General features: G+C 49.6%; 16 protein-coding genes. 2 read left to right on the forward strand and 14 right to left on the reverse strand.

Annotated features, from left to right (window positions below):
• Positions 1–2 precede the first annotated feature (2 nt).
• The 4 genes from FMR86_RS11070 to FMR86_RS11085 form a co-directional block, all read right to left on the reverse strand.
• The gene (locus FMR86_RS11070; protein ID WP_203544850.1) at positions 3–1,484 is read right to left on the reverse strand and encodes a GspE/PulE family protein; all 1,482 of its coding nucleotides are present in this window, start codon (positions 1,482–1,484) and stop codon (positions 3–5) included.
• A gap of 12 nt (positions 1,485–1,496) precedes the next feature.
• Positions 1,497–3,533, reverse strand: coding sequence for a type II secretion system secretin GspD (gene gspD, locus FMR86_RS11075; RefSeq protein WP_163351386.1), 2,037 nt, complete (start codon positions 3,531–3,533; stop codon positions 1,497–1,499).
• Between the two features lie 155 nt (positions 3,534–3,688).
• Complete coding sequence (mrtJ, locus tag FMR86_RS11080; protein WP_163351388.1) at positions 3,689–4,141, reverse strand: JDVT-CTERM system glutamic-type intramembrane protease; 453 nt, start codon at positions 4,139–4,141, stop codon at positions 3,689–3,691.
• 93 nt (positions 4,142–4,234) lie between these two features.
• Positions 4,235–5,266, reverse strand: a complete 1,032-nt coding sequence (locus FMR86_RS11085) for a glycosyltransferase family 9 protein (protein WP_163351390.1) — start codon at positions 5,264–5,266, stop codon at positions 4,235–4,237.
• Positions 5,267–5,547: 281 nt separating this feature from the next.
• On the opposite strand from FMR86_RS11085, the gene FMR86_RS11090 reads away from it, so the two are divergent.
• The gene (locus FMR86_RS11090) at positions 5,548–6,129 is read left to right on the forward strand and encodes a hypothetical protein (protein WP_163351392.1); all 582 of its coding nucleotides are present in this window, start codon (positions 5,548–5,550) and stop codon (positions 6,127–6,129) included.
• A gap of 216 nt (positions 6,130–6,345) precedes the next feature.
• Entirely contained in the window at positions 6,346–7,320 is a 975-nt protein-coding gene (locus FMR86_RS11095; protein WP_163351394.1) for a 3-oxoacyl-ACP synthase III family protein, read from the forward strand.
• Between the two features lie 55 nt (positions 7,321–7,375).
• Here the strand turns inward: FMR86_RS11095 and FMR86_RS11100 are convergent, their stop codons facing one another.
• From FMR86_RS11100 to FMR86_RS11145, 10 genes are all read right to left on the reverse strand, one after another.
• Positions 7,376–8,380, reverse strand: a complete 1,005-nt coding sequence (locus FMR86_RS11100; protein ID WP_163351396.1) for a Gfo/Idh/MocA family protein — start codon at positions 8,378–8,380, stop codon at positions 7,376–7,378.
• 220 nt (positions 8,381–8,600) lie between these two features.
• Positions 8,601–9,200 (reverse strand): adenylyl-sulfate kinase, encoded by a 600-nt coding sequence (gene cysC / locus FMR86_RS11105; RefSeq protein ID WP_163351398.1) that lies wholly within the window; start codon positions 9,198–9,200, stop codon positions 8,601–8,603.
• Positions 9,201–9,205: 5 nt separating this feature from the next.
• Positions 9,206–10,852: a mechanosensitive ion channel family protein gene (locus FMR86_RS11110; RefSeq protein WP_163351400.1), complete on the reverse strand. Its 1,647-nt coding sequence runs from the start codon at positions 10,850–10,852 to the stop codon at positions 9,206–9,208.
• Positions 10,853–10,996: 144 nt separating this feature from the next.
• The gene (wecB, locus tag FMR86_RS11115; protein WP_163351402.1) at positions 10,997–12,094 is read right to left on the reverse strand and encodes a non-hydrolyzing UDP-N-acetylglucosamine 2-epimerase; all 1,098 of its coding nucleotides are present in this window, start codon (positions 12,092–12,094) and stop codon (positions 10,997–10,999) included.
• A 103-nt stretch (positions 12,095–12,197) separates the two neighbouring features.
• Positions 12,198–13,517: a DNA repair protein RadA gene (gene radA, locus FMR86_RS11120; protein WP_163351404.1), complete on the reverse strand. Its 1,320-nt coding sequence runs from the start codon at positions 13,515–13,517 to the stop codon at positions 12,198–12,200.
• A 202-nt stretch (positions 13,518–13,719) separates the two neighbouring features.
• Complete coding sequence (locus tag FMR86_RS11125; protein ID WP_163351406.1) at positions 13,720–15,180, reverse strand: DUF3426 domain-containing protein; 1,461 nt, start codon at positions 15,178–15,180, stop codon at positions 13,720–13,722.
• A gap of 76 nt (positions 15,181–15,256) precedes the next feature.
• Positions 15,257–15,781 carry a hypoxanthine phosphoribosyltransferase gene (gene hpt, locus FMR86_RS11130; protein WP_163351408.1) on the reverse strand — a complete coding sequence of 175 codons (525 nt, stop codon included), beginning with the start codon at positions 15,779–15,781 and terminating at the stop codon, positions 15,257–15,259.
• Positions 15,782–15,796: 15 nt separating this feature from the next.
• Entirely contained in the window at positions 15,797–16,258 is a 462-nt protein-coding gene (locus FMR86_RS11135) for an N-acetyltransferase (protein ID WP_163351410.1), read from the reverse strand.
• 6 nt (positions 16,259–16,264) lie between these two features.
• Positions 16,265–16,768, reverse strand: a complete 504-nt coding sequence (locus tag FMR86_RS11140; protein WP_163351412.1) for a TlpA disulfide reductase family protein — start codon at positions 16,766–16,768, stop codon at positions 16,265–16,267.
• 89 nt (positions 16,769–16,857) lie between these two features.
• Positions 16,858–19,275 carry a homocysteine S-methyltransferase family protein gene (locus FMR86_RS11145; protein ID WP_163351414.1) on the reverse strand — a complete coding sequence of 806 codons (2,418 nt, stop codon included), beginning with the start codon at positions 19,273–19,275 and terminating at the stop codon, positions 16,858–16,860.
• Positions 19,276–19,310 lie beyond the last annotated feature (35 nt).

The following is a 19,310-nucleotide window of genomic DNA, read 5'->3' on the forward strand; positions in this document are numbered from 1 at the left end:
ATTTACAGCTTGGTAACCCTGACCACTTCTTCAAGGGTGGTCACGCCTTCTTTGACCAGTCTTACACCATGGTCAACCATGGTCTCACGGCCCATTTCTTTGGCGTAAGCTTTAATCTGATCGGAAGAAGACATTTCCATGATAAGACCGCGCATGTCTTCGGTGACCGGAATAAGTTCATAAACCCCGCGACGTCCGCTGAAGCCAGTAAAGTTGCAGTGCTCGCATCCGGCTCCGGCAGTCTGGGTTGCGGGCAACCCTTCTGCTTCCTCAAAAAGCTTGTAGGTGTTCTCGGAAACATCCACAATCCGTGAGCAGTGCTTGCAGTTGACACGCACCAGACGCTGCCCGAGAACAAGGGAAAGGGAGGACGCCAAAAGGAACGGCTCAATGCCCATATCGAGCATTCTGGTCACAGCGGTTGCGGCATCGTTGGTATGCAGGGTTGAAAGCACAAGGTGACCGGTAAGCGATGCCTGTACGGCGGTGCTGGCAGTTTCCTGATCTCGAATCTCACCCACAAGGATGATATCCGGGTCCTGACGCAGAAAGGATCGGATGGTGGTGGCAAAAGTCATGCCTGCGGCCTTGTTGACCTGCACCTGGTTGATCCCTGAAAGCTGGTATTCCACCGGGTCTTCTACGGTGACGATATTTTTATCGTCACGCGGCAATTCACTGAGTCCGGCATAGAGGCTGGTTGTTTTACCGGAACCGGTAGGACCGGTAACCAGCACAATGCCGTGGGGCTGAGCCAAAACTTTACGGAAAAGCTCAAGGTCCGCCCCTTTCAGGCCGAGATCTTCGAGATTAAGAATATTCTTGGAGCGGTCCAGAATACGCAGAACAGCCTTCTCGCCGCTCATGGTCGGAATGGTGGAAACACGGACATCAACCTCTTTCTGCCCGAGCTTAAGAAAAATACGTCCATCCTGCGGTTTGCGGCTTTCAGCTACGTCCATCTCGCCCATAACCTTAAGACGGGCAATGACTGTAGGCTGCAGCCCTTTATCCAGACGCTTGACAGTTTTTAGAACCCCATCCTGTCGGTAACGAACCACGAATCCATTGCCCTGACCTTCAAAATGGATATCACTGGCCCCGGTGGAAATAGACTGATGCAGGGTCTTGTTCACCAGCCGGACAATGGGTGCATCGTCATGGGACCAGCCGAGAAGATCCTGCCCGTCTTCACCTTCCTCCCCATCAGAATCGGATTCAATAGCACTTTCTTCTTCCCAGACAGTAAGAGCCTGCTCAAGCAAAGGAAAAAACTCTTCTTCGGCTACAATCTCAGAAACAACATTTTTACCCATTTTCCAGGCCAGAAAGTCAGCCATAGGCAAAGAAGTTTCATTCTGTAGCAGAAACTTGATTTCCTTATCCCGCACTTCCACAGGAATGAATTCATTGCGCTGCGGGAAGGTCAGAAACAGGTCCACAACCTCACGGGGGACAAGGTTCAAATCATAAGAGTTGCTCAATTTATTGCCCTGCTACCCGTCAGACGAGGAAGAAGTAACATTATTTATATCCGATTCATCAGAGTCATTTTTGTAGGTGTTGAATTCCTTATCAATAAAGGTTTCAAAACGCTTACGCTGGCTGCGGTACTTGTCCATTTTGGCCTTGCTGATGGCCTCAAGCTGCTCCGTTGTCTGGATGATACGGGCTGAGAGAAAAACCATCAGGGTACTTTTGTTGCCGCTATTGCTGGTTGTTTTGAAAAGCCAGCCCAGCAAAGGCAGATCAGAAAGATATGGAACCCCTGCCTCAGTACGAGTCTGCTCAGCCCTAATCAAACCGCCTATAACCATGGTTGATCCATCCGCAAGCAGAACTGTGGTATCAGTGGTTCGATCATTTGTAATCGGCAATTCAGATGTACTGGCCTCAGAAACAGTATTGTAGGTCTGATAAACCTTAAGCTTAATCAACCCGTCTTCGCGATTGATGCGAGGAGTAATCTTCAGCTTTATACCGACATCTTTATAGGAATAGGTGGAAACAACGGAATCACCGCTGGTAGAACTTTCCCCGGATTTGTACGGCCTGTTCTGACCTACAAAAATCTCTGCCTCAGCATTGTCAAGCGTCATAATCTGGGGAGCGGAGATGAGATTAAAATCTGTAGCTGATTTAGTAAAATTAACCAAAGCCCCGATAGTGGGAAAAGTTTGGCCGGCATAGGAAATCGTGTCACCGAGCACGCCCATGGAGTATCCACCGGGGACATTGGAAGGATTTGATGCATAGGACGAAAGCTTGCTGCTCTCCGTTTTAGTGTAGCCCAAGGTGGCCACACTGCCGCCCATATCAATACCGCCCTGCCATTCCACGCCGAATTCTTTGGAGTTATCCAGAGTGGTCTCAAGAACAAGAGCTTCAATATAAACCTGATCCTGTGCCTGATCGAGTTGATCCACAAACTTGTCAATCTGGGGAAGCTGGTCAGGACTGGCCATAACAATCAGGGTATTTGTTGTTTCATCTGCGGAAACTTGAACATCGCTGGAATCATCGGAGGAACTGGAATATCCGCCGGAGCCGGATGCAGTTGTTCTGGAGGCCGAAGAGGCTCCGGAACTGGAAGAAGCCCCGCCATCTTTAGATTTTCCGGAAGAAGGAATCCCTCCACCACTGACAAGGCTCTTCAGCACATCACCTGCCACAACGGCTTCAATATTGTGCAGTCTGTAAATTTTCATCTTGGAGTAAGCTTCACTGGCCCGGTCAAGCTTTGAAATCAACCTTTTAATAGTATCAATCTGGTCAGCACTACCGGAAACCAGCAGGCTGTTTGCCCAGTCAAGGGATTCAATTACCGGAGGAGTGCCGGACTTTCCGGATGTAGACAATTTTTTATAAAAAGAAGACAATTTGCTTGCCACAGTCTTGGCATTTGTTTTTTCCAATTCAATCAGAGTCGATTCCTGCCGGGCTCCGGCTCTCTTCAGGATGCCCAACAGGGTCTTCATCTTATTTACATTACTTTGTAAATCACGGATCATCACCGCATCAGCCATGGGCACAGGGGTAACCCTGCCGATTCTGGAGGCGACCTCTTTCAATACACCCTGAACTTTATCAGGCGCTATCTTGCCCTCAAGCTGAAAAATTGAAGTAATGATTTCCTCACCGTCTCCAGAGGAAGGAGCAGCTTTAACATCAGGGGAAATAGTTTGCGCATCCCGCAAAGGCAGCACGTAAGTTACATTATCCCTGCTGACTGCCTGAAAACCAGACCCGCTCAATACCTGCTGGAAAACAGCCATCAATTCCGGTTCGGACAAGGACTGCCCTGCATAGACACTGATATTTGTTCCCGGTAATTGCCCGGCATTAAAAACGATATTTCTGCCAGTATAGCGACCTACGAATTTAATAAACTCAACAAGGGAAATGCTTTCCAGATTGGCATGAACACCGTCGCCGCCTTCAGGCTGGGCCACGGCCACAGAAACCATGAGGACCACGGACAAAACCAGACTCACGACTAATCTACAAAAATTCTTCAGCATATTCAGCGCCATAAGCTCCACCGGAACCCCGGTAAGAATCATTTTTATCTATATGAAATTCTCAGCCATCCAGCTGAAAATTCTTAAATTCTACATCCAAAGAGTTGCATCCCTGCAAACATCCTATACTTATAAAAACCCGTCAAGCTTAACCCGATACGGACAAATCACATAAACTGATAAAACAAAAATGCGTTATAGGCAAAGTGGATAAGGGTCACCGAAACCAGACTGCGGTATCTCTGCCAGATATATCCGAAAGCCAACGAGGGGAAAAAGGTAAGCAAGGCCCAATGAGCGGGCTGGTGAACCAAATGCACGCAGGCAAAAGTCATAGAAGCCAAAAGGTTTGCCAGACTGAGCGGCCCCAGCTTCCATCCGTATCTGAAAAGACGATCAATCCCCTCCTGCAGCAGGAATCTGAAAAAAAACTCCTCAAAAAGAGCCTTGAGAAAAAGAATCCCCAAAGACAGCTTAATGTCAGGTTCAGGCACATACAGGCCTACAAATCCCAAGGAAAAAAATAAATAGAAAATGGGGTCAGTAAGGCTTATCGCCCCCCATTTGAACTGACACCAAATCCCTTTCAAGATTCGGTTTACGATAAAATCATAAACCATACGCTTCTATATCTACCCAATTATTATATTATTCAGACACTTGAAAAGGACAAAACCATCATCCCGGTCAAGAGATTTCCTCTTGTAGCAGGTTTACACCCTCTCTAAAACCCTTAAAAGCACATCTTCCGGCATAACTTTTGTCAGACAGGCCAGATCGCCCCGATCACAACTTTCTTTACCGCAGGGCTCACACTCAAGGCCGGCAACAACTTCCTCGTGTTCAGGGGACGGAAAGACCCAACTCCCGGAAGACCCTGGCATAACGATGCTCTGCGTGCCCACGGCCACGGCAAAATGCCTTGGAGCGGAACAATTGCCTATATGCAGCTCCGCTCTTTCTATCAGGGCAGCCATGATTCTCAACGAACCGGGCTTATCCACCATCACACACTTATCGGCAACTCCGGATTCTTCCATTACCTTAAGCGCGACGTCCTTTTCCCCGGGACCGTAGAGCAGGAAAAATTTAAACTGCGGACGCTTTTCCGCAATCAAACGGATCAACCTCCCGTAATATTCCTCCGGCCACTTACGAGTATGCCTGCGGTGGGACGCATCTATGGTAATCAGCGGTTCATCTGCACCGACCCCCAAAGAGTCCAGACAGGACTCAGCTTCGGCCCGTTCCTGATCGGAAACGAATATTTTCGGGAGTTCCTGATTCCAGTCAATGCCCAAAGGCTTAAGTACTCCGGCCTTGTACATTGCTGCGTAACCATCGGGAATTGATTCCGGCCAGTTGGTATACAGCCAGCGGTTGTACCACGGCGGCATTTCAGCCAGCTTCACCGGGGCATCGCTAAAAAGCACCACCCAGCGACAACGGGGCAACTGCTGAAAATCCACAATCAAGTCATAGCCGGCACGCCCCACCTTCCAATAGAAAGCCAACGCCTTGACCGGATTGCGCAATTTTTCCTTTTTAATTGCCCAGATATGACTGACAGCCGGATTGTTATCAAACACCTGTGTGCATTTATCTTCAGTGAGAACATGAATCTCTGCGTCGGGGAATTTTTTATGTAGAAGGGAAACAGAAGGAGTGGCCAGCACCACGTCCCCGATCTGGCGCAGCTGGCAGACAAGAATCTTCTTTGGATTAATGGATGAAATATCTTTCACGTAAAAAAGCTCACAAATCTTGTTTTGAACAGCAATGATGTCAGGACGGACGGAATAAAACACAACCTCTCGGCAAAGTCCAGACGAAGTAAAAGGAAAATAACTGCCCCAGAAAGGTCCCTACTCGCCAGCCTGCAAATAATCCAGCGCAGTCTCAGGGTCAAGTTTCAGTAAAAAGAGCACCGTTTTTAAAATCAACTTTGACAAAAAGAGGCCAGATCAATTAGATTACAACTAAGTATGTTCCCACAATCATTTCATCAAGTAAAATGGGAGAAACCATGAAAAAAATGACCATGAGCTTAATTGCTCTGCTTTTAATGGCTGTAATTTATCCTCAAACGGCTTTTTCCGCAGACAAAATGAAAGACACCACCTTAAACCTGAGCTACACCCCCATCAGCATCGCCCTTCCCCCGTGTCCGGTCAAAATTGCGGTGGTCAAATTCACGGAAAGCAAACCCATTAAACAAATCGGGAAGAGCAACCTGTTTAATTATCTTCCTTCTGTGGATATCGGCACATGGATGGGACGGGCCGTCTACGCCCAGTTAAAAGCAGAAGGATTGGATGTCGAATATTTCGAAACCATGGATGATGCCGGAGAGATGTTCATAGTCACCGGAATTGCCAACAAAGTATACATCAACCGTCCCGGTCAGCTGGAGGTGCAGTACAAAGTCCGTCTTGACGGCATGGTCACCAGAAACAACAAACTGCTTTTCGCCCAGAACTACATCTCAAAGCAAAAGAAAAACATGAGCAACACCGGGGATAACGCTGGTAAACTTATGGCCGGCCTGCATGATATTTTCAGCATGTTTCTGCCTCAGGCCATAAAAACAATTAATGAAAACAAATAACTGTTTATCACATAATGTAAAATATAATGCCCGGCATACACCCTGTATGCCGGGCATTATATATACATTAGAGAAGGTATGCTATTTTAACAGCTTATGCTTGCATAGTGCATAAATAACCGCTATTAGAACCCTCCCCGAACAAAACATTTCCGACACACTATCCCATTAACATCCTTCCCATGAAGGAATGAGCAGCAATACACTGCAAGAACAATGAATAATTTTATCAACAATATAGAATATCATCTCCCGGAACAGACAATAGACTGCCATGAACTGGATAAAACCAAGCCCCACTGGCATGTCCGCAACTCACTGCCCAAAACCGGGGTCCGCTATCTCCATCACAGCGCAAAAGATGAAACAACCCTGCAACTGGCCCATAAAGCCGCTTCCAAAGCTCTTGCAGGACTTTCAGAAAATGAATTGCCGGACACCCTGATTGTCTGCACCCAGACCCCGGACAGCCTGCTGCCCCATGTTTCAGCCTGCCTGCAGCACGAACTGGGCCTGCCGACTTCCACCAAATGTTTTGACATCAGCCTCGGCTGCAGCGGATACTGCTACGGGCTTTCCGTTGCTTACGGCTACATGGCTGCCGGTATTTCCGAGCGTGTTCTGCTGGTGACCGTAGACAACTACTCCAAAGCTATTGATCCGGAAAACAAGACCTCATTCCTTATTTTCTCTGACGGATCCGCAGCCACAATTATCGATAAACCTGAAGCCGGGCCGTCATTTCTTTTCGGAACTGATGGTAGCCGCAGTGACTCCATACGCTGCCTGAATTCAGGAATCAGCGTTGCAACCGGTAATACAGACGACACTCCCATCGCCAAACCTGATCTGCAGATGGACGGGTTCAAGGTTTTCCAGTTCACAGTAAAAACCATTCCCGGAGAAATAGAGAAACTGGCAGAGCAGGCCGGAACGGGCATGGAGGGCATAGACCTGTTCGTATTTCATCAGGCCAGCAACAAGGTACTTGAATCTCTTGCCGGCAAACTGGATATCCCGGATGAAAAAATGATCATGGATCTGTATGAAGTGGGCAACACAACCTCTTCCACCATACCCATCGCCCTCAAAAGGGCGGAAGAAAGCGGTAAGCTGCGCCGGGGCGACACAATTATGCTTTTCGGTTTCGGAATAGGGCTGAGCTGGTCCGGGGCAGTGCTGAAATATTAAAAAAGCCTCCACCGTGAATCACGGAGGAGGCTGATAAAATCATATCCAATCAGATTTAATCACTTATTTTCTTACATCCGCAGTTGTAGTTGTTATCTACAATTTTGAGCGCGAGACTGAGTGCTTCCAGACCGTCTTCCCCGGTTACCAGAGGAGTAGAATTCTCTTCACAGCACTTAAGGAAGGATTCAATCTCCACACGCAGGGGTTCCCGTTTTTCAACTCTGAAACGGGTGAAATCACCTTCTGCAACACCGAACTTAGCTTTAAACCAGTCGCTCTGGTTTTCATTCTGCTCGGCTGCGTAGTTGGAGTTGAAAGTCAAGTTCTGGTTCAGATAATCGACAGTAAACATGCCGTTTTCACCGGTTACAGAAATTTCCCTGATCTTGGTAGGGGTAACCCAGTTTACATCAAGAATACCGAGAATGCTGTTCTGAAATCTGAGCAAACCAAAGACAATATCTTCGTTGTCAGTATTCATTACTTTTGAAATTTCAGCAGTCATGGAATCGACTTCTGACTGCGCAACGTAACGCATCATGTCGAGTTCGTGGGTTGCAAGATCGCTTGCCACGCCAACATCGGTGATACGTCCCGGATAAGGAGACTGACGTCTGGAGTGGATGGTAAAAATTCTCCCCAACTGACCGTCGGCGAGTCTTTCCTTAAGCTGGGTTACAGCCGGGTTGAAACGTTCAATGTGCCCCACTTTCAGGACTCGGCCCACTTCTTTGGCCTTGGCGATCATTTCACGGGCCTGCTCCACTGTCTTAGCAATGGGTTTTTCAACCATGACGTGGACTCCGGCATCAAGGCAGTCCATGGTTGCCTGATGGTGGAAGGAGGTAGGCAGGGCAATGGTTACGGCATCTGGTTTTTCCTTGTCCAGCATTTCCCGGTAGTCTGTGTAGGGGCGTCCACCGTAAAGAGCGCAGAGCCGATCGGTCTGGGCTGTGTTATGATCAACGACACCAACGAGTTCGGAATCTTTAATATCGGAATAAAGTCGAACATGGTGCTGTCCCATTGCACCTGTTCCGATAACAGCTGTTTTCATTGTTATTTCCTTATGTTCTGATTTGGATAATATTACAGGCAAAAACGTTCAGTAATTCCAAATATAGTCATGCTTACCGATACTGGTAAGAACAAAATTGAGATTTTAAATTATCAAGATTGATTCACGTGAGCAGTAGATAAATCAGAAACAAACGCAGGGCAATAATTAAATCCAAGCTGAATATTTTTAAACTATATGCCTAAAAACCAGTTCGTTTTTAAATTTTCACTTTCTGCAAAATAAACTCTTTTACCCGTGTCACTGATTCTTCAAGGGTTTCCTTATCTGTTTCCACAATCAGATCCGGATTTTCAGGAGCTTCATACGGGGCGGAAATACCGGTGTAATTCTTAATTTTTCCTTCACGGGCCATTTTGTAAAACCCTTTCACGTCCCGCTCTTCGCATACTTCGAGCGGGCAGGTGACAAATATTTCATAGAAATCATTATCCCCGATAATTTCCCGGGCCATCTGGCGGTCACTGAGTAATGGAGAAATAAAAGCACAGAGACAGACGGTGCTGTTTTCAACAAACAGCTTCGCCACCTCGGAAATCCGGCGGATATTTTCAGTACGGGCGGTAGGGGCAAAACTCAAATCAGCACACAAGCCATGACGCACATTGTCTCCGTCAAAAACATAGACTCTCATCAAATCATCAAAAAGCTCCTTCTCCACAGCATGGGCAATGGTTGATTTACCGGAACCCGAAAGGCCGGTAAACCAGAACACAGCTGCCCGGTGTCCGTGGATATTCTCCCTGTCCTCACGAGAAACTTCGCCGCGAAACTTCTGAATATTTTTGTTTCCTGACATTAAGCTCAATCCTCCACCTTATGTAAATACACATCCTGCTGCGGGAAGGGCATGACGATTCCTTCAGCGTTGAACCGCTTGTATATGTCGCGGCTGAGAGTATGGATCAGCTTGCCCCGGTCATGGGGCCGGGCAGCCCAGCAGAGCAGTTCAAACTCAAGGGCTGAATCACCGAACCTGCGAAACCGGACCCGTGGTTCCGGTTTTGAAATGGCATAAGAATTACCATGCGCCAGTTCCATAAGAATTTCTTCGACCCGGTCAACATCAGAACCATAAGCCACCCCAAGCTTGATGCGTACCCTGAAATGAGGATGAGGTCTGCTCTGGTTGACCACTTTACCATTGGTGATAACCGAGTTGGGAATGGTAATCATGATGTCATCACGGGTCTGAATTTTGGTACTGCGCATGCCCACAGCTTTGACTTCACCGCGATCCCCGTTATCAAGTACAATATAATCCCCGGCCCTGAACGGACGGTCCATAAAGATTGAAACCCCTCCGAAAAAGTTGGCCAATGTTTCACGGGCGGCCAGGGCAATGGCCATACCTGCGATACCTGCAGAAGCGAAAATCGCGGTTACCGGAATACCGAAATAGCTGCCGACATTATAAAAAAGCACAAATACCAGACCGAATGAGACCAGCCTGCACCCTAGCTTGATCACATCGGCATCAAGAGCTTCTTCCTTGATTTTAGAAGTATGGAGAATACCGCGCATGACCACATCACCGCCAATGAGAATTGCTGTTCCGGCATAAATCGCGAAAACCAGCTCCATCATCATGGTGACAAAAGAAAGAACATCGCCGGTAATATTGATCTGATCATCGGCTATGTACTCAATGACAATACAGACCATCATGGCATAGAGGGGGAAAAGCAACCGCTCCAGACGCCAACTCCACTTGCAGGACCTGCCTTTCAATGTCCGGTGCCACAGCCAGAAACCCCACATATTCAATCCACCCAGCACCATCAGCACGACCAGCGCAATCCACTGCCAAAGGGCCTGTCCTTCATACCCTTCCAGCATCCAGTCAGGAAGGTTCTTTAAAAATCCGTCAGGAATCATCCACCCGGAGGAATAAATATACTGCTCATAAAAACCGGTATAATTCTCGCCCTTGTCAGCGCGATATGGAAGATGGTCCACTTCACCGTAATACTCCTCAAGTCTACGTACAGTCTCGGGAGTAAACAGATAAGAGCCCATGCGCGGACCGTCAGGGCAACGGCCGATGGTGATTTCAGTATGCGGAATGCGCCAGAGCAGAATCTTTTGCTTCTTAACTTCATGCTTGTCAGGCACGTCCGCCATATCCGGCAACTCAATGCGGTCGAGAACCTCGCGCAGACGAAGTACGGACTCAATGCTTACATCGTTGACTATTGTGGGCGGAACCTTGCTGAAATCAAAACAACGCTCCGCACGCTGCAAAAATTCACGTTGAAGAAACAGATCACCTTCAGCTGCTGTGGCCGCCTCGTAAAGCTTGTCAGTATAATGGATGAAGCTGGAAAAAGTTGCTCTCGGACTGGAGGTATCCGGAGGCTCCAACGGGAAAATATTTGAAGCACATACCTGCTGTGTCAACAGAATCAAAAACATCAGTGTAGAAAAAATATAACGAACGCTGAATGACATGAATATCCCCTTATTCAATTTATGCCGCACGTTAACATAATCCGTATAAGGATTACCATTGTAAAATCATTAAAAAAAGCCTGTTTCTGCTAAACAGAAACAGGCTTTCGCATTAAAGATCATTCCAAGCTGAAATCAGACAAATCACCCCAGAAAGTCCATCAGAACTTTCCAGATACGCTCTGAGGCGTGGCCGTCCCAGCCGTCTATTTTCGGGACCGGATTTCCGGTCTTCTTCAGCGCATTCCCCGTCTCGCGCAGAATATTTTCACCGGAAATCCCGGCCAGAACATTGGTACCCTGCTCGATGGTCACCGGGCGTTCAGTATTTTTACGAACAGTCACACAGGGCACGCCCAGCGCGGTTGTTTCTTCCTGCAATCCGCCGCTGTCGGTGATGACCACCTGCGCGTCCTTCCAGAGATACAAAGATTCTCTGAACGAAAGGGGCGGCAGGGTGTGCACGTTTTCGGAAAAGGAAATCCCGAACTGCGTCATCATCTTCTCAGTACGTGGATGGATGGGAAAAATCAGAGGCATGTCTTCAGCAATCTTGTTCAGTGCCTCAACAATCCCTTCCAGAACCTCACGCTTATCAACATTTGAAGGACGATGCATGGTCATGAATCCATAACGCCCGATCTTCTCCTTCAATTCACGGCTCTGATAATTATCCACAACCTCAGGTCCCAAACGGTCCACATTATGAAAGAGGTTGTCGATCATCACGTTGCCCACATGGAAAATAGTGTCCGCATCCTTGCCCTCGCGGAGCAGGTTTTCGCGGCCATGCTCTTCAGTGGTAAAAAAAAGATTGCTGATGGAATCCGTAACCATGCGGTTGATTTCTTCAGGCATGTCCATATCGCCGCTGCGCAGTCCGGCTTCCACATGGGCTACCGGAATATGCAGCTTGCGCGCAGTAATTGAACAAGCCAGCGTGGAATTAACATCGCCCACCACCACAACAAGGTCCGGTTTTTCATCTATGCACATTTTCTCGAAAGCGACCATGATCGCCCCGGTCTGTTCGGCATGGGTTCCGGTGGATTTGCCCATATTGAACTTGGGCTTAGGGATATCCAGATCTTCAAAGAACACCTGCGACATCTGGCGGTCGTAATGCTGCCCGGTATAGACCATCTGACACTCAACGCCCGCAACATCACGCGATGCACGAAAAATAGGCGCGACTTTCATCAAATTAGGCCGCGCACCCGCAACAAGAAATACTTTTTTCATCAGGAATGCCTCCGGCGGCTTAAACCCTTTTGCAAAAGGGTTTAAGAATCCCAAAACCTTTTATTAAGCTTCGCTCTGTTATGCACAGAGCGTCATATTTATATTACTCAGGACCAAACAATTTAGCCTGCAATTCATCCAAAGTGCGGCAGGTCTCGGACTGGAAAATTGGTCCATACCCTAGTCGCTGGGCCTGCTTGAGACGGGTCTCGCCACCTGATGCAGGCCGGATGCGTCCATTCAAATCCACTTCGCCCCAGAAAACAGCTCCAGGCTGCAAGGGACGATCATAGAACGAGGACAGCACTGCTGCCACCACACCCAGATCAAGGCCGGGATCACGCATGGCCAAACCGCCGCCGATCTTGGCATAAATATCCAGCTGACCCAAGTTCAAATTTAGCCGTTTTTCCAGCACTGCCAGAATCAGGTTCAAACGGTTGGTATCAAAGCCCAAGGCGGTCCGGCGGGGAATGGAAAGAACCGTTCGGCTGGCCAGAGCCTGCACTTCCACGGCAAAAGGCTTATGCCCGTCCATGGCCATAACCACCGCCGCCCCGGAACATGAATCGTCCCGGTCGCCGAGAAATAAAGTCGAAGGATCTTCCACAATCTCCATGCCCGCTTCACGCATGGAAAAGACCACCAGTTCATCACTGGGACCGAACCTGTTCTTGAGCACACGCATGATACGCATCATGTGCTTGCGGTCGCCCTCAAGGTACAGAACCGTATCAACCATGTGTTCCAACAGCTTCGGCCCGGCTATCTGACCGTCTTTGGTCACGTGACCCACGATAACCAGTGTGGTGCTGGTTTTCTTAGCCGCTTCCACCAGTTCCGATGAAACCGCACGCACCTGACTGACGCTGCCCGGAATGCCGTCCGCACGGGGCGAGGTCAAAGTCTGCACCGAATCAATGATCATCAAATCCGGCTTTTCCAGTCCTTCCAGAATGGAGAGAGCTTCTTCCGCATTGGTGGATGCCACTGCCAGCAGGCCCGATTGCAGCACGCCCAGACGGTCCGCACGGCCACGAATCTGAGCCAGCGATTCCTCACCTGAAAAATAAACAGCCTTATTGCCCATACGGCATTGCTCGGCTGCCAGCTGCAACAGCAAAGTGGATTTCCCGATGCCCGGTTCACCACCCACAAGCACGGCACCGCCCGGAACAAAACCCTTGCCCAGCACGGTATCAAGCGGCTTAAACCCCGTAGAACGGGCCTCAGTATGCTCAACAGGGATATCCGCCAACGCAACGGCCAGTCCCTCCGCAGGGGCATGGCTCACACCGCCCTTGCGACGCACAACAACCTTCTCCTGCAAGGTATTCCACTCGCTGCAACGAGGACACTGGCCCTGCCACTTCAAAGCCTGCGCCCCGCAATTAGAACAAACAAAAACGTCTTTAGTTTTCATAGGTTGATGCCCTAAAATTAAATTCACATATAAAAAGGCGGGAGATTCAGCCCAAAAGCAAATCTCCCGCCGGTAAATTACATTTCTAACAGCACAATCTCACAAGCTATGCCCAATTAAAAACTATTAAAAGTTTTTGAAGAGTCCAGAGAAACTTTTTCCAAAAAGTTTCTTTGGCCCCCGGAGGGCCGTCGGAGACATCTTACTTCTTAGGCGGATTCTTGGCGTCTACTACGTTGATGACATACTCTTTAACTGCGGGCGAGGGCTTGAAGAAGACGACCATGAACGGCGTATCCATACCCGGCTTAAGCAGCGTGTTGTTGGAGAGTATGCCGACCTTGGAGCCAAGTCCGGCCTCAATTTCTTCCTTGGACTGCACTTCCAGCTGGAACAGGGAAAGGGTGTTTCCGCAAAGCAGTCGCTTGGAATCGAGCACCTGTCCCTTGTCGTCGAAAAGCTGTGCTTCGACTTCAATCAGTTCCTTGGGCTGGTTGAAATTATTTACAACCTTACCTTCGATGATGAACAGCTGTCCGGCCTTGTCGTTGTTGACATAGAACTGGCGCAGATCCTTGAAAGAGAACCTGCTGAACCGCTTGGAAGGCGGCTCGTTGGAATCAGCGGTTCCGGCATCATCGGAAGAAACAAAGGGGATGCTGAATGGCAGGGATTCCCAGACCTTGAAGTACCATGCCGCTCCGGCACCGCCACCGAAAAGGAGCAGCAGCACGAGGGTGATGATCAGCCCTTTCTTGCCTTTCTTTTTCTTCTTGAACGGAGCTTCGTCAAGGTCGTCATCAAGATCAAATCCGGCTATTTCACCGTCATCAAGGGAAAGACCGTCGTCGTCATCCAAATCATCTTCGGAGAAATCCTCTTCTTCGAAGTCCTCGTCTTCCGCTTCAAAAGTTCCGTCATCTTCCTCAATCTCTTCGTCATCATCAAAAAGATTATCTTCGGAAAGATCTCCGCCGTCTTCGTCATCACCGAACAGGTCGTCATCGTCAAAGAGATCAGAACCGTCATCTTCGTCTGCTTCATCAGCAGCGGGTGCGGCGGCTTCTTCGGCGGCAGGCTCATCGTCGTCATCGCCGAAAAGCTCGTCATCTATATCAAAATCTTCTTCAGCCTCAGCTGCGGGAGCAGCAGAAGCTTCTTCTGCGGCAGGTTCCGCAAAAGGATCATCATCGTCATCATCAAAAAGGTCGGCACCTATTTCGGCATCAGCGGAATTATCATCAGAACCGAAAAGATCATCTTCCAGATCATCGGAATCTTCAGCAGGGGCCGCTGCAGGCTCATCGGCACCGAGATCACCGAAAGCGTCGCCGTCCAGCTCATCGCCGAGTTCATCGGCTGCCTCGTCAAAGAGGTCGTCGTCAAAATCTTCTTCAGGCTCCGGTTCTGGTTCCGGCTCGGGTTCCGGCTCCGGTTTTGGCTTGGGCGCAGGCTTGGGTTCCGGCTCAGGTTCCGACTTGGGTGCAGCTTTAGGCTGCTCCTCTTCAAGCATGGACTCAACTTCATCCTCCGGCTCAGGAGCTGGAGGTGTTACCATAAAAATATTCCCGCATTTGGAGCACTTAACCTTTGCTCCGCCCGCCGGAATCTTACTTTCCGGTAAATTGAACTTGGTTCCGCAGTTTGAACACGTAATTATCATGGACCGATCTACCTGCCATTCAATAGGTTTAACCGACTCGTATTTATAACAATTTTAAGAACTGAAAACAGCCGAACTAGGCATTCTCAAGTTCATACACTGCACTTAAATACCTGTATTTTTCAGCATAGTCCATTCCGTATCCCACCAAGAAGCCGTGATCGAGAATAAAACCGGGAAATTCTACTTCCAGATCAATCTCGCGACGTTCCCTTTTATCAATCAGGGCGCAGGTTTTCACGCTCAAAGGGTTACGTTTTTCAAACACATGCTTAAGAAACTCTACAGAATGTCCGGTATCGACAATATCTTCGATGATCAGCACATGCTTGTCAGCGATAGAGACTTCAAGGTCCTTGGAAAAATTCATGTTTCCGGTCCGGCTGGTTCCGGTTCCGTAACTGGAAAGACGCACGAAATCGATTTCAGGATCAGAGGAAAGGGCGCGGGTGATATCTGCGAAAAATAGGTAGGCCCCCTTAAGAACGCAGACGCAGACCAGCGGTTCCTGACCGTAGGTTTCGGAAATCTCCTTACCCAACACTTTGATTCTTTCAGCAATTATTTCTTTGGAATAAACTTCTTTAAGGCTATGGCCCATGACAGTTTTCCTTATCTATTTCAGTTTCATAGTCATTGGAATTTCATCACAATCCGGGAACTGGGGACAATTGATGCAGTCGGCCCAGATCTTCTGGGGCAGCACATGCTTGTCGGTTTCCACAAAACCCAGCTTTGCAAAGAACTTCTCAATATTAGTCAAAACAAACACGTCGCAAACACCTAAGTCGCGCGCTTCCTGAATACAGGCTTCCACCATCCGCGCTCCCAGATTGGAACCGCGTGCTTCAGGTACAACAACCAGAGACCGGACTTCTGCCAGACAATCCCAGCTTATGGCAAGTGCACAACAGCCGATAATTTTCCCGTCCGCGTCCTCGGCAACAAAAAAATCCCGCAGATGTCCGTAAATGGAATTCAAAGGCCGGGGCAGAACCATGGCGTCTTTGGTCCGATCCTTGATTATGGTATGGATATGCTTGGCATCTTCCATCAACGCCTTTCTGATTTTAACCATCCGCGCTTACCGATCCTTTAACATCTTCTTGATATATCTTTCAAACATGGCTCCGGGGTAGCTTCCTTCTTTATCAAAAACCCGCTGCCCCGCAGGGTCAAACATCATGGTTCTGGGGATGGACTGAATCCGGAAAGCGGCCCCCACGTCCTCGGCAGCAAAATAAACCGGATAGTTGAATTCCGCCTCTTTAAGCATGAATTCATCCACCGCATCGCTGTCCTGATCAACGGAAACACCGATTATCACCAGCTCATCATCAGAAAAATTCTTGCGCAGGCCGATCAATTCAGGAATTTCGGCCCGGCAGGGCGGACACCATGTGGCCCAGAAATTGACCAGCACCACTTTGCCTTTATTCTTGCTGATAACATCCTGAACACCCTGGGCGTTAATCATCTCAACGCCTTTGGCCTTTGCAGATGTCTCTGCGGTCTCCGCCTGATTGCAACCGGCAACAAGCGCCAGCAGCAAAACAGTCAATATGCTTATTTTATTAAATATTTTCATACACCCTCCAAAGGGCTGCTTATCTTCGATACGCTATAAACATTGCACTAGCAGATTCCATGGAATAATTCAAAAATCCGCATGCACCCTTACTGCAAAAGGTTCTTGGCAACCTTGACCGCAGCAACGGCATCGGTGGACCAGCCGTCCGCGCCGATGGAATCACAGAATCCCCCGGTAATAACCGCACCGCCGATCATAACCTTGATATCAAGATCACGTTCCTTGATAAGGTTGATGGTATCTTCCATCTTGACCATGGTGGTGGTCATCAGCGCGGAAAGACCGACAATCTTGGCATCGTGCTCTTCTGCAGCATTGACGATGGTCTCGGCAGGCACATCCTTGCCGAGGTCGATTACATTGTAACCGTGGTTCTTGAGCATCAGGCAGACAATATTCTTGCCGATGTCATGGATGTCGCCCTCAACGGTGGCCATGATGATGGTTGCCTTTTCCTCTACATCGCCGGAAGCTTCAAGCAGGGGTTTCAGCTTTTCAAAACCCTTCTGCAGGGTTTCAGCGGACTGCAGCAGCTGGGGCAGGAAATATTCCTTGCGCTCGTACTTCTCACCCACATCCATGATGGCCGGAATGAGGTCTTCGTTGACCAGCTCAAAAGGCTTGCGGCCACCTTCAAGATCACGCTCCACAAGAGAAACGATTGAACCGCGGTCACCTTTGACCACAGCGTCAAAAAGGTTGTCCGCGCCTGTTTTTTCCTCTTTCTTACCACCCGCACCGCCGGACTGGCCGCCGTCGCCGGAGGGAGTCCACTCGGCGTAACGTTCGATATACTGCTCGGCCTGCGGATCGCGGCAGAGCATAACTTCATTGGCGTAAAGGGCTTCGCGCAGCCGCACGGAGTTGGGGTTGGAAATGAATGCGGCCATACCCTGCCCCTGACAGAGAGTCAGGAAACTGGAGTTGAGCAGCTCGCGGGCCGGGAGGCCGAAAGAAATATTGGAAAGCCCCAGTACTGTGGGCAGATTCCACTCCTCACGACAATGCTTGATGAAATCAAGGCAGTGACGGGCAGCCATGGGCTTGGAAGATACGGTCAAGGCCAGCGCGTCCACCATGATCAGCCTGCGCGGGATTCCGATTTCATCAGCCTGCTTGAGCAGTTCGGAAACAACCTCCACCTTTTCTTCGCAGGTGATAGGCAGCTTGCTGCCGACAATGGGCAGCAGGATGAACGGAGCACCGAACTTTTTGCACAGGGGACCGAGACGTTCCATGCGTCCGGGTTCGCCGCTGATGGAGTTGACCAGCGGGGAGCCGGGATATTCCCAGAGAGCCGCTTCAACAGCATCCGGGTTGGTGGAGTCGATTGAAAGAGGTGCGGAGTACTGAGCGAAAATTTCCTTGACCAGCGCGGGCAGGATTTCCACTTCATCAACCATGGGAGCACCCACGTTAACGTCCAGAACAGGAGCACCTACTGCGATCTGCTCTTCGGCAAACTTCATGGCCTCGGTGAACTCGCCCTTCTGGAGCTCCGCAATAAGCTGCTTCTTCCCGGTGGGGTTGATGCGCTCACCGATGATCACGCCGCGCTGCTCAAAACCGATCTTCACGGTCTGGGCACGGGAGGTCAGCACCATCTGGCAGTCTTCCTGCGGGACGGGGCGTTTCCAGCGTCCGTCGCCCACTTTATTGCGCAGGGCACGGATATGATCCGGTCCGGTTCCGCAGCAACCGCCGATAAATTTGGCACCCACATCTACAAATTTTGCGGACTGTTCGGCAAAGGGCTCGGGCTGCAGGCGGAAAACGGTGTTGCGGTTTTCGTCCAGTTCGGGCAGTCCGGCATTGGCCTCCACCAGCAGGGGGGAGGAAAGACGCGGCTGCATATTTTCCAGCACTTCCAGAATCTGCTCCGGTCCGGCGGAACAGTTGGTGCCCATGAGCTCCACGCCCATGTTCTGCATGGTATCGATGAAAGTAGCCGGAGGAGTTCCGGTCAGACAGGCGGCCGGGGATTCAAAGGTCATGGACAGGGCCACGGGCAGGTCGCAGACCTCACGGGCGGCAATAACCACGGCGCGGGCTTCAGCGAGGTCGAAATGGGTTTCACCGAGAATCAGGTCCACGCCGCCTTCCACAAGGCCGGTGATCTGTTCTTTATAAATTTCGACCATTTCCTTGAAGGTCATCTCACCGAGAGGCTGCACAAAATGTCCGGTGGGTCCGACACTGCCGCCCACAAACACTTTATCCCCGGCAACGGAGCGGGCAATGAGGGCCATTTCACGGTTCAACCCGATAACGTCCACATCCGCGCCCAGCTTGGGTCTGCTGCCGCCGAAGGTGTTGGTGGTCAGCACGTTGGCTCCGGCATCCACGTAATCTTTATGAACAGACTTGATTACATCCGGGCGTTCAAGCCCCCACATCTCCGGAGACATGCCTGCGGGCAGGCCGCGGCTCTGCAGAAAGGTTCCGTAACCGCCGTCAAAGAAATATATTTTATCATCACTGAGGGCCTTGCGAAAATCAGGCATGTCTAACGCTCCACAAATTTTATTGATTTAAATAC

It is taken from the genome of Desulfovibrio sp. JC010, from assembly GCF_010470675.1.
GTDB lineage: Bacteria > Desulfobacterota > Desulfovibrionia > Desulfovibrionales > Desulfovibrionaceae > Maridesulfovibrio.

Bases quoted from the DNA above. Each gene is read 5' to 3' on its own strand.
- gspD (WP_163351386.1), bottom strand. From the start codon at position 3,533: ATGGCGCTGAATATGCTGAAGAATTTTTGTAGATTAGTCGTGAGTCTG.
- FMR86_RS11100 (WP_163351396.1), bottom strand. From the start codon at position 8,380: ATGAAAACAGCTGTTATCGGAACAGGTGCAATGGGACAGCACCATGTT.
- FMR86_RS11110 (WP_163351400.1), bottom strand. From the start codon at position 10,852: ATGTCATTCAGCGTTCGTTATATTTTTTCTACACTGATGTTTTTGATT.
- FMR86_RS11125 (WP_163351406.1), bottom strand. From the start codon at position 15,180: ATGATAATTACGTGTTCAAACTGCGGAACCAAGTTCAATTTACCGGAA.
- radA (WP_163351404.1), bottom strand. From the start codon at position 13,517: ATGAAAACTAAAGACGTTTTTGTTTGTTCTAATTGCGGGGCGCAGGCT.
- FMR86_RS11140 (WP_163351412.1), bottom strand. From the start codon at position 16,768: ATGAAAATATTTAATAAAATAAGCATATTGACTGTTTTGCTGCTGGCG.
- FMR86_RS11135 (WP_163351410.1), bottom strand. From the start codon at position 16,258: ATGGTTAAAATCAGAAAGGCGTTGATGGAAGATGCCAAGCATATCCAT.
- FMR86_RS11095 (WP_163351394.1), top strand. From the start codon at position 6,346: ATGAATAATTTTATCAACAATATAGAATATCATCTCCCGGAACAGACA.
- hpt (WP_163351408.1), bottom strand. From the start codon at position 15,781: ATGGGCCATAGCCTTAAAGAAGTTTATTCCAAAGAAATAATTGCTGAA.
- wecB (WP_163351402.1), bottom strand. From the start codon at position 12,094: ATGAAAAAAGTATTTCTTGTTGCGGGTGCGCGGCCTAATTTGATGAAA.
- mrtJ (WP_163351388.1), bottom strand. From the start codon at position 4,141: ATGGTTTATGATTTTATCGTAAACCGAATCTTGAAAGGGATTTGGTGT.
- FMR86_RS11090 (WP_163351392.1), top strand. From the start codon at position 5,548: ATGAAAAAAATGACCATGAGCTTAATTGCTCTGCTTTTAATGGCTGTA.
- cysC (WP_163351398.1), bottom strand. From the start codon at position 9,200: ATGTCAGGAAACAAAAATATTCAGAAGTTTCGCGGCGAAGTTTCTCGT.
- FMR86_RS11145 (WP_163351414.1), bottom strand. From the start codon at position 19,275: ATGCCTGATTTTCGCAAGGCCCTCAGTGATGATAAAATATATTTCTTT.